We start from the raw sequence: 15,409 nt of genomic DNA, 5'->3' as shown, positions 1-15,409 counted from the left end.
CTTCACCTGTTCCAAGGATAACGCTTTGCGACACGCACGAAACGTCGCCCTTGGTGTTAGCACCTGACCTGAAAGGAGTATGCGGCACGCTCTAAAGCCAAGTCGTGGATGGCACTGGCTGTAGGTAAAAATTTCCAGAGTTTGATCTTTTGCACGCGCCTTGGAGGAGACATGACGAGTCTTTCCTGGATCACGCTTCTGGCCTTCGCTCTTTCCGTTGCCTTCTGCGTCGGTTTTCGCGGGCTGGCACGCGAATGGTATCTCATAGACATTCCCGATGCCCGCAAGAGACATGAAGGAAATGTCCCGCTTTGCGGCGGAATCGCCATTTTTCTCTCGTTCTGCGCAGCCGCACTGCTGACTTTCGGCATTTCGGGCCATGCCAACGCCATGACCTTGGTACCGGGGCTTATGCTGATCCTTGTCGCCGGTGTTATCGATGATCGCTTCAACCTACCCGTCGCGCCGCGTCTGGCGATACAGTTGCTTGCTGCCTTCCTGATAATCACCATCGCCGGGATGCGGCAGACTTATCTCGGGCTTGCTCCAGACGGCAGCGACCCCGCTACGGCGCCCGCCCCGGAAATGCTGATCGAGATCCTCACCGGACCGCTTTTCCTGATTATCGCACTTGCTTTCATTGTCGGCCTCGTCAATGCGGTCAATATGAGCGACGGCGTTGACGGGCTGGCGGGATCGGCAAGTGCTGCCGCCTTCTTCTGGCTGGCCGTCATCGGTTTTGGGGTTGGCGAACATCGCCTTGGGCTGCAGGCGCTGGCACTTGCAGCCGCCTGCCTCGGCTTTCTCGTCTTCAACATGCGGCATCGTTGGCGCACAAAGGCAAGCCTTTTCCTTGGTGACGGCGGCAGCACATTTCTCGGCGCGGCCCTTGCCGGATTTATCCTCATCCTTGCCAGCGGCACTGTGGCCATCGCCTTTCCCATCCTGATCTGGATCGTCATCGTTCCGGTCATCGACACGCTGAGCCTGATCGTGCGTCGCATGTCCGCACGCAGAAGTCCGTTCTCCCCTGACAGGCAGCATCTGCATCATCTGCTGATGGATGCGGGGCTTTCCTGCGGACAAACAGCCGTGGCGGTCATGGCGCTCAACCTGACAGGCGGGGCCATCACCTATATCGCCATCCGTCTCCACATACCCGCCTGGCCAATGCTTGTCGCACTGGTGATTCCCGCCGCAGCACACACAGTTTTCGTGCTGCGCATGACCAGAGGCGCACGTCCGATCGTTACCGCCTCAATGGCCGAGGCCAACCCGACCACCAAACCGAACATCACTTATCCTGGGGCAACTTCATGAATGTTTCCGTACTCATCATGACGCTGAACGAAGAGGTAAACCTGCCTGCCTGTCTGGCCTCGCTGGATTGGTGCGACGACATCGTCATCCTCGATTCCTACAGCAGCGACCGCACGGTCGAGATTGCGAAAGCGGCAGGTGCCCGCGTTTTCCAACGTAACTACGATACCGAAGACCGCCAGCGCATGTATGGCCTGACCGAGATCAGCTTCAAGCATGACTGGGTCTATACACCCGATGCGGACGAAATCACCCCGCCAGACCTGCGCGACGAAATGCTGGCAATCGCCGCCGATGCCACGCGACCCGAAGTCTTCTTCAAGGCACGCTACAAGAACATGTTCATGGGGCGCTGGATACGGCATGCCAGCCTCTATCCGACATGGATTACGCGGCTCGTCCGGCCCGACCGGGTCCGGTTCGAACGCTCGGTGCATTCCCGTGCCAGCGGCGGGCCAGAGGGTGCATTGCAGGCTCACTTCATCCATTACAGTTTCAACAAGGGCCTTGAAGCCTGGTACGACAAGCACAACCGTTATTCTTCCGCAGAGGCTGATCTGTCCGCCTCGCGCCTGCTCGAACGCAAGATCGACTGGGGCGGTATTCTTTCGACAGTTCCGGAACGGCGACGACGGGCATTGAAGTCGCTCTCCTATCATATGCCGTTCAGGCCGAGCCTGCGGTTCCTTTATATGTACCTGCTGCGCGGCGGATTTCTCGATGGCAAGCCGGGCTATCTCTATTGCCGCCTGCTTGCCGCCTACGAGTTCATGATCGTCGTCAAAATGGAAGAGCAGCGCCAGCGCCGATCTGCGCTCCTCGCAGATGCTGTATCTGCCGGACGCCCACACGAAGCCGAAACACCGGAACGGCGTATGGTATGATGCTTCTCGTTATTCTGCCCTGCGCCGTTTTGATGGGGCTCGCCGCGATGTTCTTCTCCGAGCCGGTTCTGACCTTGCAGGACGACGGCGGCAAAGCCGATGTGATCGTGGTGCCAGGCGGAGATGGACCGCCCCGCGCGGTGGAGGCCGCCCGCCTCTGGAAGGAAGGGCGTTCGCCAGTGATCCTTGTCACAGGCGACGGCGACTGTCTTTCAAACAAGCGGATCATGATCCGCAACGGCGTGAAGCCATCGGCGATCTTCGTGGAATGCCAGTCGGGCAGCACATGGCAGAATGCGCGGTTTTCCGCGCCCGTCATGCGCGAAATCAAGGCGAAAAGCGCGCTGATCGTGACCAATTGGTATCATTCGCGCCGCGCCATAGCGAGCTTTCGCGCCGCTTGCCCCCAGATGCATTTCATCTCGTCTCCTATAGGCGGCGATGGCGGACGCCCCGGCTTTCCGGCAACCCCCGCAGACGTGGAACTCGTCGCCAGGGAATATGTGAAACTCGGCTGGTATCTCATTTCCGGCCGTATTTTCCCGCAGGATCTTTCGTCGGGCGAACCGCCGCCTGATCTGTCGACTATATGCGCTCTGGCGGGAGGCACCGGATGAACCTCTCGCTAACATGGATTTTCACCGGTTTCGTCCTTTGCCTTCTGGCAGGCGGTCTCCTCTCACGTCCGGAACGCATGTACCAGTTTCCGTTCCTTGCAGGCGTCATGACTTTCGGCTTCCTGCTGCCGCAACTTCCCGCCCTCGTGCACGACCAGTTTCTGCCATCAGGCGCCTATGCCAAGACGATGGTGATGGGCATCCTGTCCCTTGCCATGCTGGTTCTCGGCTGGCGCATGGCGCGCCGCCCGATCAGGTTTCTCAGCATGAGCTTCAGCGAAAGGCGGCTGATATGGGCCGCAGCCGTCCTGTCTGCCTTCGGCGCCGTTTTCTACTTTCTCCTGAGCCGCCTCCCCGGCGAGGTCTCCATTGGCGTGCAGATGACCGGCATGCCGGTGGTCTATCTCTTCTTTGCGCAGCTTATGCCCTATGGCCTGGCCATTGCCCTGCTATGCTTCGTGCGGCGACCGTCATGGTTTGCGCTGGCGATAATCCTGTTCGATCTGGTTTTTTATCTGGACCGTATTCTGGTGACCGGAAAACGTGCCGAAGCGATCCAGCTATTCCTGATGATCCTGCTGGCCGTGTGGTTTTATCGCCGCATGGTCATGCCTCGTATCATAATATTCGTCGGTATTTTTGCAGGCACATTCCTGATGACCAGCATGGGCGATTACCGCCAGATCACGCGTGCAGCTTCCGGCTTCGTCCTCGATGACATCATGGCGATCGACTACGCCGCCAATTTCAACAAAACGCTGGAACGCGGCGGGCTGGAAATGCGCAATGCCGTGCAGCTTATCGATGAGGTCGACCGGCGGCTTGAATTCGACTACGGCAAGTTTCACTGGAACCGCATCGTGTTCACTTTCGTGCCCGCACAACTGGTCGGGGCCGATATCAAGGAAGCGTTGCGTCTGGACACACCCGAGCCGAGCCGCGACTACAATCCCATCACAGGCACAACCGAGACCGGTCTTGTCGATGCATTTTCATCTTTCTGGTATTTCGGCGCGCTGAAGTTCCTTGTGCTCGCCTGGGCCATGCGGCGGCTCTGGGAGACGGCCATGGCCGGCGAGATGCTGGGACAACTCACCTATATGCTGTCGATCGTGCCTGCGATGCACGCCATTTCGCACCAGACCGACTGGGTCGTGACCGTGTGGCTGCATATGGCATTGTTTTTGATCCCCGTCCTGTCCTTCTGTCGTATCCGCAACAGCTCCGTCTACCTGCCCATGCCGCCGCAGCAAAGCGCTGGCCTGCCGCAGTTTTCGTAAAGGATGACCGCAATGTCCGTCGCATCGCAGAAAAACCCGCCCATCCCGGTCAGCGGCCGCAAGGCGTCGTCACGCCCCATGGAAGGCGGCGCGACCTTCACATTCCGGCACCGCCTCCAGCGTCTGATCTGGCAGGCAAGCTGGCTGGTGCTGGCGGCATGGACACCATCCTTCCTGTGGCGCTGGCGCGGCGCGGTGCTGCGTGCCTTTGGTGCAAAGGTGCACGGAACTGCCATCGTGCGCGGCAGTGCGCGCATCTGGTGGCCAGCCAATCTGGCCATGGGCGCGCACGCATCGCTCGGACCCGGCGCGCTCTGCTATAACGTCGCGCCTGTCACGCTTGCGCCCTTCGCCATCGTTTCGCAGCGCGCGCATCTGTGCACAGCGGGACACAATATCGATCAGGCGGGTTTTCCGCTCACGGCAGCGCCCATCCACATCGGACCTTATGGCTGGATTGCGGCTGAAGCCTTCGTCGGACCGGGCGTAACCATTGGCGAGGGCGCGGTTCTAGGCGCCCGCGGGGTGTCTTTCCGCGACATGGAGCCATGGATGGTCTATGCCGGCAATCCGGCAAAGCCGGTGCGCCTGCGGCAAAAGCACTGAATTCTCAGGATGCAGGAACGGACCGAAGCGCCTTGCGGCCCGCAACGGCATCGGTCCTTTGTGACTGAAAACTCTGATAGGCCGCAATTGTCTGGAGTGCGATGCGCGGCCAGGTGTAATTGTCCCGCACGAGCCTTGCACCTGCAGCGCCCATCCGCTTTGCTTGGGTCGGGTCTTCCAGAATCTTCTCTAGCGCTGAGGCCACAGCCATCGGATCAAGCGCACAAACCACACCGGCGCCAGCTTCGGCTACTTCCGGAAAATGGCAGGCATCCGTGATCGCGACCGGCACGCCGCAGGCAAGCGCCTCGGTTATGGCCACGCTGAATCCCTCCTGTCGGCTTGGCAGGCAGAAGCAGGCTGACCGTTTCAGTGCGGCGATCTTGGCCGGGCCATAAAGCCCGCCGGTCATATGTACCCGCTTTTCCAACCCGTATTGGTGAATACGCTGGCGAAACTCGTCTTCCGCCCCGCCATCAGGCCCGGCGACCACCAGATCCACGTCAGGAAACAGGGGGGCGACCCGACGAAAGGCATCGGCAAGAATATCGAGGCCTTTCTTGTAATGAAGCCGGGACAGAAACAGCACATAGGGCCGGTCCGGCAATCCGGGCACAACGGCACCGTCACCCTCAACCTCGTTGAGGAAAATGCCGTTCGGGATCATCATCGATGGCGGCTTCAGGCCGAGGGGCCGCATCAGTTCAATTTCGTCTGCATTGAGCGCCTGAATGAAAGCAGCCCCGTCAAGCATCCGGCGAAAACCGAGCTTCAAGGCGATTTTCTTCTTCCATGCGCTTTGCTGCATACTCCACCTGTCGAGCATGCCGCAGCAGCGCACGCAGTAAGGCACACCATAATGGCGGCAGAGCATTGAAGCCCGCAACAGATTGGTTTCCCATATGCCATGCAGATGGACAAAATCTGCCGCACGCACCAGCGCTTCCATGGCTTTCGCGGCGGCTCCCCCAAACAGGGTTTCCCGCAGGTCGGGCATCGCCAGCAGCAGCGTACGCACCTTGTCAAAGCCGGGGATCGTCAGGGCAGCCTTGGCTGCGCGACTGCTCACCTCATCATCACAATAGCTTACGATTGTCACCTCATGACCGAGCGAGGCTTGCGCTGCGGCCAGCCGCACCACGACAGCCTGTGGACCACCCTTGGCGGGATCGTAGGAACCGATGACATGAACGATCTTCATCATGCGCCTGCCCTCGAATGCTGTGCCAGTGCCGCCACCAGCCGCTCGCCATAGCGTGAAACGGTGAAGTCACTGGCCCGCTCACGTGCGCTGTCGCTCATCCGGGCAAGTGCCGCCGGAGTTCCGGCAAACTGTCGCAAAATCTCTGCCGTCTCGCGCACATCGCGGATCGGGACGATATAGCCGTCGATCCCGTGCCGCACCACGCTGCCGGTATTGTCCGTGCAGATCACCGGCAAACCGGCGGCAAGTGCCTCATAAACTGCCGTGGCCGATCCTTCACAAAGCGACGGCAACAAAAACACGTCCGCCCATTCGAACTGGGCGCGCATTTCGCTGCGCGGTATCGGTCCTGTCAGCTCGACCGTTGCGGCGAGTTTTGCGCGCGCCTCCGGCAGGACAGTGATCGGCCCGACCATGCGGAATTGCGCCATGTCGCCAAGCTCCCGCGCCACCGCGCCGACATAGGGAGAGCCCTTGCGAAGCCCGACCGCGCCAACGGTCAACACCCGCAGCGGTCCCGGCAGACGCGGACGCGCATCCGGCGGGAAACGGGCATCCACACCATAGGGCACCACGACAACTTTTTCGGGCATACAGCCTGCCTCGATCACATGGCGCGCCACGAAATCGGAAGGGCAAACCACAGCATCGGCGATCTGCCATTCCGCCTGCTCGCGCGCGGCAAAAACATCGGCATGGACGTCATTTGCGACCGGGAGCTGCCAGCCCGGATTAAGCACCTCTTCCTCGCAAGCCAGCTGGTCGACAATGGTGCGCGGCGCGATCATCTGCTCCACCGCCGTCCACAATCCCTGCCGTTTTGCCGCCGTCAGCAGTTCCAGTGCTTCACCGCTGAAAGCATAGACTCCGCTTGCGCCGTGAAAGCCGCTTTGGGCGACCAGCCTGCCGAAGGTTTCCCCTGCCCATATGGCATTAGCCGTTGATTTCGGCCGCGCCTGATTGGAAAGCCTGCGCACAGCAGAGTGCAGGCCGAAGGCGGGAAATGTGGTCATTCGGTCCTGCGGAATGCCTTGCGGTGTACGCCCCACCAGTCGCCGCACCGATGCGGGCAGCATTGACGGCGGCAGGCTGTTCAGCAGGCGCGGCCACCCCTGAAGCGCGCATATGTCGGTATAGAAATGCGCAAGCCTTTCGCCGGCTTCAAAAATGCGCGGCACCGCATAATGCATGCGCGCGCCAAGCTGGCTGACGACGACCGGCCCGTCCATCATAGTTCTCTCGGCTGGAACTGCCGGTCGAGAACCGGCATGGCTTGCGGCGCCACCTTTTCCTCGAGCCGCGAGACGGCGGATTGCCAGACGGCAGCGCCATATTCGCGCGAATAGGCCGTTTCCATCAGATAGCGGGCATTGTTGCCCATCGACATGCGGCTGACCGGCGAGTGGCGCAGATGAAGGATCGCGTTGACCAGCGCATCCACTTCGCCCGGCCGCAGCGCCATGCCGCACTGGAAATCGCGAACAATCGTGCCGATCTCGCCTTCCGTATCGCCGATGAAGATTGTCGGTCGCGCAGCCGCAAGCACGCCATAGAACTTGCTGGGCACGATGCAATGTTCCAACTCCGGCTTCAGCGAGACCAGATGCACATTGGCAGCACCGAGGCTTTCGGAAAGTTTATCAACGGGTTGGAACGGTTTCATCATCACATTGGTCAGGCCGCGTCGTTTGACTTCGCTTTCGACAAAGCCGCGCTGCTGCCCCTCGCCGATCATCAGAAAGACAATGCTCTTCATATGCTTGAGCCGTTCGGCGGCATCGAGAACTGTCTTGAATTCGTGCGCACGCCCGAAATTGCCCGAATAGCCGATGACGAATTTCCGTCCCAACCCCCAGGCGCGGCGCAAGGGGTTTCGCGCCGGTTCGACCGGAACAATTTCATTGCGGTCGGCCCAGTGGTGAACCACGCTCAGGCTTTCCGCCGGAATGTCCCTTGTCGAAAGATATTGCGCCATGCGCTCTATCGGGCAGATGGTCAGCGCCGACTGGCGCATCGACCAGTTGCGCAGGATCAGGGCGAGCTTGCCTGAAACCGTATCGGGCTTGATGAGGCCGAGTTCCATCGCCGTTTCGGGGAAAAGATCCATCACCCAGTTGACCAACTTTGCCCGGCGCATACGGACTGGGAGTGCTGCCGAAACGGAAAGAAGCGGCGGATCGGTGCAGACGACGCAGACATCGTCCTTTCTGGCATTCGACGCAAACCAGGCCGCAGCGGACAGATGGAAGGTCGCATAATCGACCGCGCGCCCGACAAGCTTTCCCCGACCGAAGCCCGAGGTCCATATGCGATGAACATCGATGCCGTCGATCGTTTCGCGCGCGGGCAGAATGTCCGTCCGATTGTCGTGATAGCAGCGGCTTGCCAGCACCGTCGTCTCGATGCCTTCACGCACCAGCGTATGGGCGAGGCTCGTCACCATGCGGCTGGTCGCCGACTGGTCCGGGTAGAAGTAACGATTGGCAAGCACCACACGCATGATTTCGCTTCCTATTGCTTGGTCCGGTTAAGCAGAAGGATCGCAACAGCGCGGCGGATACCGCAAGAAACACAAAGGCATGGCCCGCACCGACAGCGGGCGAACCGCCTACCTCTTTGGGTGAAACCGGCCATGCCGGGCGCGCTTCAGACCTCATCCGAAGAGCGATGTTCCCGCCCGCATTTGCCGTTTTGGAGCCGTTCTGCCCTTGGCGAAAATCGCTAACATGGTTCTATCGAGTTTTTGATCGGAGGCAGGGTCTTGCAGGAGAAAACAGCTCTCATCGTCGGTGTGACCGGACAGGATGGCGCTTATCTGAGCGAACTTCTGCTCAAAAAGGGTTATCGCGTCCATGGTCTGAAACGGCGGTCTTCGTCGTTCAACACGGCGCGCATTGATCATCTCTATCAGGACCCGCATGAGGAGGACATTCGCTTCCGCCTGCATTTCGGGGACCTGACGGATGCTACCAATCTGTGCCGTGTCATACAGGAAGTGCGGCCCGACGAGATTTATAATCTGGGCGCGCAGAGCCATGTGCAGGTGAGTTTTGAAACGCCTGAATATACGGCGAATGCCGATGCGCTCGGCACGCTGCGGCTGCTTGAATCCATGCGAATCCTGGGGCTCGGCAAGACATGCCGCTTCTACCAGGCTTCCACATCCGAACTCTTCGGCAACAGCTCGCCCCATGCGCAGAACGAACAGACGCCATTCGCGCCGCGCAGCCCCTATGCGACGGCAAAGCTCTACGCCTACTGGACGACGGTGAATTATCGCGACGCTTACGGCTTTCATGCTTCCAACGGCATTCTGTTCAATCATGAAAGCCCGCTTCGCGGCGAAACCTTCGTCACCCGCAAGATCACACGAGCCGTCGCCGCCATTGAACGTGGCCTTCAGGACAGGCTTCGGCTCGGTAATCTCGATGCCCGCCGTGACTGGGGCCATGCCCGTGACTATGTCGAGGGCATGTGGCGCATCCTGCAGGAAGATACCGCCGACGACTACGTTCTGGCGACCGGCGAAACGCATACGGTGCGGGAGTTTGTCGAACATGCATTCAAGGCGGTAGACAAGGAGATCGAATGGCACGGCGACGGCGTGGAAGAAATCGGCCGCGACCGGAAATCCGGCAATTGCCTGATTGAAATTGATCCGCGCTATTTCCGTCCAAACGAGGTCGACTTCCTGCTCGGCGACGCATCCAAGGCGAAAACGCGCCTCGGCTGGCAGCATACGACCGGCTTCGACAATCTCGTCACCGAGATGGTCGATTGGGATTTGCGCAATATCATGCGGGAGGTTGGACGCAATGACTTCTATGGCTGAAACCGCACCCACCCCACTCTATTCGCTCGAAGGCAAAAAGATATTTATTGCCGGACATACAGGCATGGTCGGTTCGGCCATATTGCGACGCTTGCACGGCACGGATTGTGACGTCATCACGGCCCCGCACAACACGCTCGACCTGACGCGGCAGGGACCGACAGAAAATTTCATCAGCGGGCGCAAGCCGGATGTCATCATCATCGCTGCCGCCCGCGTCGGCGGCATTCTGGCCAATTCGCAATATCCGGCAGACTTTCTCTACGATAATCTGGCCATCGGCATGAACCTCATCCGCGCCGCCCAGCAAAACGGCGTCGAGCGCCTGTTGTGGCTCGGTTCAAGCTGCATCTATCCACGCGACGCCGCACAGCCACTCACCGAAGATGCGCTTCTGACCGGCCCGCTGGAACCGACCAACGAAGCCTATGCCATCGCCAAGATCGCCGGGCTGAAATATGCGCAAGCCTGCTCACGGCAATATGGCAATCATTTCATGACGGCTATGCCGACCAATCTTTACGGCCCAAACGACAATTTTGACCCCAATAGCTCGCATGTCCTGCCGGCACTCATCCGGCGCATTCACGAGGCCAAGGAGAGAGGAATGGATCATGTGACGCTCTGGGGCACAGGCAAGCCCTTGCGGGAATTCCTGCATGTGGACGACCTTGCAGATGCATGCCTGCACATGCTGCGCTTCTATGACGGCATCGATCCCATGAATATCGGAACGGGTGAGGAGATTTCAATCAAGGACCTGGCGCTGACCGTCGCCCGCGTTGTCGGGTACGAAGGTCGCTTTGAACATGATCTCAGCAAACCGGACGGCACTCCACGCAAACTCCTCGACACGTCGCGGATGCGGGCGCTCGGCTGGAAACCGCTAATTCGTCTGGAGGACGGCCTGCGTAAAGTCTATCGCGATTGGTTGGAGGAAACCGCCGATCCTGTCGCCGCTTGAAGCCCCCGGAAAAGCGTGTTCCGCTTTTCCGATCAAGCCGCGACGTTTCACTCTTACATTGTCAATCCTGGACAAGTCTCCTCAGCATCCCTCATGCTGAGGAGACGCGCAGTCCTTTCCTGACTTTTGGAGAGTCTAAACCTATGACGGCGAGCCGCCGCCAATCTTGCTCATATCAAGCTCGACGCGCAGGATGTCACCCGGTTTGATTTCCGTACGCTCATTGGCAACGATATCCTGAAAGTTGCCATTGACGTTACGGCTGATCGAGAAGACCAGTTTCTGGCGCAGCGTGGCTGAGGAGATATCGCCGGAAGACTTGGCAATTTCAGCCATGGCCTGCAGTTGGGCATTGCTGCGGCGTTCCATGCGGGCCATGTTGAGGTCGATGTCCTGCAAGCTGGTGGCCGCATCGCTTCGGCGGATCTCCTCCAGATTGGCTATGCGCTGCTGCACGGCAAGCTGGTTCTGCTTCGCCCGAGCGAGAAACGACCCCTGTTCCAGCGCGGCGCGCCGGGTAGCCGACAAATCCCGCTCCAGATCGCGAAGACTGGACTTTGCCGCAAGGCCGCGATCCACCAGCGACTTGCTGGAATCCACATTCTCCTGCAGCAGCGCGATTTCGGTGTCATGCAGCTTGATGCTCTGCTGCAAGGTCTGGATTTCATCGCCATAGCTTGCAACCTGTGCCTCAAGCGCCCGGCGCTCGGAAGCAAGATTGTTGCGGCGAACATCGAACAATGTCTTCTCGCCATCAAGCATGTGTTGCTGCAGGACTGCTGTTTCCTTGGTCGCAGGCGTTTGTTCCGGCAGAGTATAGGTAAAATCCGTGCCGTTCAGTTCGGCCTCGAAACGCGCGCGTTTGATCGCCATTGCGGTAATCTGCAGCTGCAGATCGGTGTATTCCTGCTGGGCAGCGATCAGCTGCACGCCTGCAGTGACCGCCGGAGACTCGGCCTTTCCTACCCCGCCGCCGAGCGCCGTTAGCTCAAGCGCCACCATGCCGGGGCGAAACTGGTATTTTCCCGGCGCCTTCACATCGCCGACGACGAACACCGGCGCATATTGATTGACCGTCGCCGTGACCGTCAGCCCCGGAATATGCTGGGATAGCGATCCGGCAATCTTCTCGCTGATTTCGTTGGTGGTAAGTCCGCTCACCGGAATGTTGCCCACCACCGGATAACCGATATTGCCGTCCACATCGACCGGGTAAAGCCCTGTGAGAGACGGCTGACCATAGACTGTGACCTGCAACACATCGTTGGCCCCGACACGATAGGCCAGCCCGTCTGCAAGCGCTCCAAAACTTCCGCCCCAAAGCAGAAGCCCGGAAAGTATCGTTGCCCTGAGATGCGTGCCGATACGGTTTCTGATAATCCTGTGTGACATGGTCTGCCCCTCACGCCTGTTCCTGAACGCCATCTGCGGCTGGCTTGCGCCGACGCAAAAACGCGGCCCCCATGCTGCGTTTTGCTTTTTGCAACGCCAGACCGCACAAGGCGACGGGGAGCGCTATCCAGCTGCGATAGGACGCGGTGTTCTGGTTCACGACCGCAAGCGCGGGCTTGCGCCCGAACGACGCCATCGTCTGGATCAGCGCATGGGTCGCGTGCTGGTCGTGGCGGTCGGACGGCACGACGAGAAGCGCCGTATCCGTTGCCCGCGACAGCAGAACCGAACGCTTGTCTTCCATGACCGCCGGAAGGTCCACGAGGATGATTTTGTGATCGGCGCGCAACTGGGCGATCAATTCGGCCAGCCATTCTCCCTCGCGCATCTGTCTGTCCGGCTTGATGATATCGATCCCCGAACCGTGATCACGCACGAGTGTTGCCCCGGTGAGTGGACGTTCGGCAGCGGCACTGCCGTAATCGTTGTGCGGAAGCCCGAAGGCTTCAGACAGGCCCGCCCGCTTGTTCGTCGCGTCGATGATCGCAACCGTTAAGCCAGCCGCGGCAATCTGTTGCGCAAGCGCGGTGATCAGCAGCGTCTTTCCCTCGCCGTCAGACAGTGAAACGATGGACAATGCCAGCGAATCCCGACCGCGTGTCAGGACCCGAAGACGATCATGGACCGACTTGATCGCACGGCCGAAGGGGCTTGCCGGATCGAGACCACGATTGACGAGAAGCGGCACGGTCAGCCGCGGCGAAACCGGCAGCAGCGTCGCTGCCGGAATGCCGGGCAGCACCAAAGATGCCGTCTGCGCAGGCCTGATCTTGTCGAATGTTTCCTTCACCATGGTGCCGACAAGCGCGACCAACCCGCCGAGACCCAGCCCCAGCAACAGCCAGTTGGCAAGATTGGGGCTTGCCTTGGCCATTGCCGGTTCCGCAGGTGAGATCATCTGCGCTTCCGGCGCGGCAATGCCGTCCTGCTCGATCAGCTGCTTGTAACGCGTCAGATAGCTTTCGTAGACCGTGCGGCTGGCATTGGCTTCACGATCGAGCTGCCCGGCCCTGACTTGCGCCTGATTGGCTTCGGCCAGATCGGCTTCTGCATTTTTCAACGCATCTTCCAGTCCGCTGCGCCGCTGCCGCGCGATCTGGATTTCATTACCGAGGCTCTTGATGATTTCGCCTACCTGGCTCGAAATCTGTTGATTTAGGGCTTCCAGTTCAGCCTTCAGCACAGGAATTTCGGCGCTCTTCAGCGCGCCGTTCGATTGCAGTTCGTCAAGCTGGCGTTCGACACGCGCCGCTTCGCTACGCAGGGTCTGTATCGCCGGCGATGCCAAAACTTCAGTCAGTGCAGGCGCTTCGTTATTGTTTTTCAGTTCTTCAGCCGTGCGCAGCCGTGCTTCCGCGAGCGAGACAGCACCCGTTGCCGCAACAATCTCGCTGTTCAGCGCTGCCACGCGCTGGGCCTGAAAGCTGATCTGTCCCTGCTCGCCCGCAAGCCGCGCCTTCTGGCGGAATTCTTCTGCCGCACGTTCAGCATTTTCAAGATCGCTGCGCAAATTGCCCAGCTTATCGCCAAGCCAATCGCTGATGCGGCGCGTGGCCGATTGCTGTACGTCGATCTGGTGATCGAGATAGGCGGCGGCGAAAGCATTGGCGACCTGCGCCGCATAAACCCGATCGGAAGCGCGATAGGAAATGAAGATCGTATAGGAGCGGCCATCATTGGTCACCCGCAGCCGCGACAGAAGAAGGTCGATCTGCTGGCGTTCGCGCATGGCCGGATCGATATCGCGGGCACTTTTTGTCTGCGCTCCGGTATCCGAAGCGGACGACAGCACCGTACGCGAACGGAACTCCGTCGGCACGACAATGCCCTCCGCTTGCAGGATGTCGATAACTTTTCGCGCCATCATACGCGAACTGATGATGTCCAGTTCGGATCGCAAAACCGGGCTGTCCTGCGGCAGCGGCGTGATTGCGCTTTCACTGGGTAGCGCCTGCAATCGCCGCATATCCAGCACCAGTACGGACTCCGACACATAACTGACAGGCGCTGTAAGATAGCCTGCAAAGCCGACGCCAATGCCTGCGAGCACCGGCACGACCAGCATCATTCTTCTACGTTTTATGATGTCGAGCAGGTCAGCCACCGGCTGCCGCCCGTTTCCTGATGAAACGTCGGAGATAATCACCAAAATTCTCCTTCACGGAATCATTCAATCCGCCGACCGCGCAGCTCCCCTGCTGCCGGTTGCGCCCTACTGCAAATCGGAAAACGATGTTTCCGACGGGAACAGTTCGTTGATGATGCAGGCCACCTCGGTGCGGTTGGACGCCTTCAGCTTCTTCATGATGTTGCGGATATGAACCTTAACCGTGCTTTCCCGCAGCTTCAGCTCATAGGCAATGATCTTGTTCGCCTTGCCCCGACGCAGCGCATTGACCACTTCGGCCTGACGCTGGGTGAACATTCCGCCGAGAGGCTGCAGCCGCTGCGAGTTCGGATCGGTAGCATGACGCAGGGCCAGCACGCTGCTGGCCGGAACGAACGTTCCGCCGGCCATGGCAAGTCGCAAGGCTTCAACGCAGACATTCACATTCACCGATGTCGGAATATACCCCTTCGCGCCGTGATCGAGTGCTTTGAGAACCTGTGAGATTTCTTCCTTGTCAGCCAGAAGAATGACGGGGGCTGGAGCACAATCGGTGACGATGCGATTGAGGTAATTTCCGACAGCCGGATCCGAAACCTTCTGGCCACCGATATTGAAAAGCACCGCACCCGCAGTGCGGCCCTTACGCTGATGCAGCCACTGCTCGAACGAACTGAACGTAGCGATCGACATTTCTATGCTATGGTTCGTCAGTCCATGTGCGAGGCATTCGCGATCCAACGCACGGTTGTCTATGATAACCAGAAGCGGCAGCAAGCTGTCGTGTGGCTGTTCGGGTTTAAATGAACTGTCTTTTGATCCCCCAAAGCCATTATTCTTTAATTCACTCGCCCTGCTACTGAATTGTGGAGAAATATTCATTTGTTCGCCCTCTAATCCGACTTATGTGCACGACCCAATTGTTTGCACACCACAATCGAGGAAGCGCATCGGTTGTCTGTTTTATTTGTCTTCTTGAGATCTGAAGAAAACCCCGGAAGCAATTATCGTTTTTGTTCTTGCTTTGACGGAAAGACTGCCCGAAATTTGTTTGAGTGTCATTAACCTAGTGGTTTGACTCCAACGTTTGGAACCCACGGTTTCGAGCTGCGATGATGTCGTCCGGGTTTGCTTTCCAGACGA

The 15,409-nt window shown here is 59.2% G+C and carries 14 protein-coding genes; 7 read left to right on the top strand and 7 right to left on the bottom strand.

The features are described from left to right. The first annotated feature begins 171 nt into the window (after positions 1 to 171). Genes JNC70_RS11590 through JNC70_RS11570 form a run of 5 tightly spaced genes read left to right on the top strand, consistent with a single transcriptional unit; the run spans position 172 to position 4,707 of the window. Positions 172 to 1,320, top strand: coding sequence for an MraY family glycosyltransferase (locus tag JNC70_RS11590; protein WP_104754400.1), 1,149 nt, complete (start codon positions 172 to 174; stop codon positions 1,318 to 1,320). After that, positions 1,317 to 2,204 (top strand): glycosyltransferase family 2 protein, encoded by an 888-nt coding sequence (locus JNC70_RS11585; RefSeq protein WP_104754399.1) that lies wholly within the window; start codon positions 1,317 to 1,319, stop codon positions 2,202 to 2,204. The genes JNC70_RS11590 and JNC70_RS11585 overlap by 4 nt, the downstream gene beginning before the upstream one ends. Beyond that, the gene (locus tag JNC70_RS11580) at positions 2,204 to 2,821 is read left to right on the top strand and encodes a YdcF family protein (RefSeq protein WP_374788597.1); all 618 of its coding nucleotides are present in this window, start codon (positions 2,204 to 2,206) and stop codon (positions 2,819 to 2,821) included. The genes JNC70_RS11585 and JNC70_RS11580 overlap by 1 nt, the downstream gene beginning before the upstream one ends. Then, on the top strand, positions 2,818 to 4,101 hold the full coding sequence (locus JNC70_RS11575) for a hypothetical protein (RefSeq protein ID WP_104754397.1): 1,284 nt from the start codon (positions 2,818 to 2,820) through the stop codon (positions 4,099 to 4,101). Before JNC70_RS11580 ends, JNC70_RS11575 begins: the two co-directional genes overlap by 4 nt. 12 nt (positions 4,102 to 4,113) lie before the next feature. Beyond that, a complete protein-coding gene (locus JNC70_RS11570) occupies positions 4,114 to 4,707 on the top strand; it encodes a putative colanic acid biosynthesis acetyltransferase (protein WP_104754396.1) in 594 nt (197 codons plus the stop codon). 4 nt (positions 4,708 to 4,711) lie between these two features. On the opposite strand, the gene JNC70_RS11565 is transcribed toward JNC70_RS11570, so the two are convergent. From JNC70_RS11565 to JNC70_RS11555, 3 genes are read right to left on the bottom strand one after another with little or no spacing between them, the layout of a single operon-like run. Continuing rightward, positions 4,712 to 5,908 (bottom strand): glycosyltransferase, encoded by a 1,197-nt coding sequence (locus tag JNC70_RS11565; protein ID WP_104754598.1) that lies wholly within the window; start codon positions 5,906 to 5,908, stop codon positions 4,712 to 4,714. Next, positions 5,908 to 7,140 carry a glycosyltransferase family 4 protein gene (locus tag JNC70_RS11560; RefSeq protein ID WP_104754395.1) on the bottom strand — a complete coding sequence of 411 codons (1,233 nt, stop codon included), beginning with the start codon at positions 7,138 to 7,140 and terminating at the stop codon, positions 5,908 to 5,910. Before JNC70_RS11560 ends, JNC70_RS11565 begins: the two co-directional genes overlap by 1 nt. After that, positions 7,140 to 8,411, bottom strand: coding sequence for a glycosyltransferase family 4 protein (locus tag JNC70_RS11555; RefSeq protein WP_104754394.1), 1,272 nt, complete (start codon positions 8,409 to 8,411; stop codon positions 7,140 to 7,142). Before JNC70_RS11555 ends, JNC70_RS11560 begins: the two co-directional genes overlap by 1 nt. A 261-nt stretch (positions 8,412 to 8,672) precedes the next feature. Between JNC70_RS11555 and gmd the strand changes: the two genes are divergently transcribed. Both gmd and JNC70_RS11545 read left to right on the top strand, forming a co-directional pair. Then, entirely contained in the window at positions 8,673 to 9,743 is a 1,071-nt protein-coding gene (gene gmd, locus JNC70_RS11550) for a GDP-mannose 4,6-dehydratase (RefSeq protein ID WP_104754392.1), read from the top strand. Next, positions 9,727 to 10,707, top strand: coding sequence for a GDP-L-fucose synthase family protein (locus JNC70_RS11545; protein WP_104754391.1), 981 nt, complete (start codon positions 9,727 to 9,729; stop codon positions 10,705 to 10,707). Before gmd ends, JNC70_RS11545 begins: the two co-directional genes overlap by 17 nt. 141 nt (positions 10,708 to 10,848) lie before the next feature. On the opposite strand, the gene JNC70_RS11540 is transcribed toward JNC70_RS11545, so the two are convergent. The 4 genes from JNC70_RS11540 to JNC70_RS11525 all read right to left on the bottom strand — a co-directional run. Beyond that, positions 10,849 to 12,099: a polysaccharide biosynthesis/export family protein gene (locus tag JNC70_RS11540; protein WP_104754390.1), complete on the bottom strand. Its 1,251-nt coding sequence runs from the start codon at positions 12,097 to 12,099 to the stop codon at positions 10,849 to 10,851. A 10-nt stretch (positions 12,100 to 12,109) separates the two neighbouring features. After that, on the bottom strand, positions 12,110 to 14,305 hold the full coding sequence (locus JNC70_RS11535; protein WP_104754389.1) for a GumC family protein: 2,196 nt from the start codon (positions 14,303 to 14,305) through the stop codon (positions 12,110 to 12,112). A 66-nt stretch (positions 14,306 to 14,371) separates the two neighbouring features. Continuing rightward, positions 14,372 to 15,148 (bottom strand): response regulator transcription factor, encoded by a 777-nt coding sequence (locus JNC70_RS11530; RefSeq protein WP_104754388.1) that lies wholly within the window; start codon positions 15,146 to 15,148, stop codon positions 14,372 to 14,374. 81 nt (positions 15,149 to 15,229) lie between these two features. Beyond that, positions 15,230 to 15,409 (bottom strand): hypothetical protein (locus JNC70_RS11525; RefSeq protein WP_374788593.1); only part of this gene is annotated, 180 nt, incomplete at its 5' end.

The sequence above is a fragment of the Brucella oryzae genome, assembly GCF_041929965.1.
Taxonomy (GTDB): domain Bacteria; phylum Pseudomonadota; class Alphaproteobacteria; order Rhizobiales; family Rhizobiaceae; genus Brucella; species Brucella oryzae.
Note: the sequence above shows the minus strand (reverse complement) of the source record. Positions and strands in the feature narration are given on the sequence as shown.

Excerpts from the sequence above, each read along its gene's own strand:
- JNC70_RS11580 (WP_374788597.1), top strand. The coding sequence starts at position 2,204 with ATGCTTCTCGTTATTCTGCCCTGCGCCGTTTTGATGGGGCTCGCCGCG.
- JNC70_RS11590 (WP_104754400.1), top strand. The coding sequence starts at position 172 with ATGACGAGTCTTTCCTGGATCACGCTTCTGGCCTTCGCTCTTTCCGTT.
- JNC70_RS11565 (WP_104754598.1), bottom strand. The coding sequence starts at position 5,908 with ATGAAGATCGTTCATGTCATCGGTTCCTACGATCCCGCCAAGGGTGGT.
- JNC70_RS11570 (WP_104754396.1), top strand. The coding sequence starts at position 4,114 with ATGTCCGTCGCATCGCAGAAAAACCCGCCCATCCCGGTCAGCGGCCGC.
- JNC70_RS11585 (WP_104754399.1), top strand. The coding sequence starts at position 1,317 with ATGAATGTTTCCGTACTCATCATGACGCTGAACGAAGAGGTAAACCTG.
- JNC70_RS11545 (WP_104754391.1), top strand. The coding sequence starts at position 9,727 with ATGACTTCTATGGCTGAAACCGCACCCACCCCACTCTATTCGCTCGAA.
- JNC70_RS11575 (WP_104754397.1), top strand. The coding sequence starts at position 2,818 with ATGAACCTCTCGCTAACATGGATTTTCACCGGTTTCGTCCTTTGCCTT.
- JNC70_RS11560 (WP_104754395.1), bottom strand. The coding sequence starts at position 7,140 with ATGGACGGGCCGGTCGTCGTCAGCCAGCTTGGCGCGCGCATGCATTAT.
- JNC70_RS11540 (WP_104754390.1), bottom strand. The coding sequence starts at position 12,099 with ATGTCACACAGGATTATCAGAAACCGTATCGGCACGCATCTCAGGGCA.
- JNC70_RS11530 (WP_104754388.1), bottom strand. The coding sequence starts at position 15,148 with ATGAATATTTCTCCACAATTCAGTAGCAGGGCGAGTGAATTAAAGAAT.
- JNC70_RS11555 (WP_104754394.1), bottom strand. The coding sequence starts at position 8,411 with ATGCGTGTGGTGCTTGCCAATCGTTACTTCTACCCGGACCAGTCGGCG.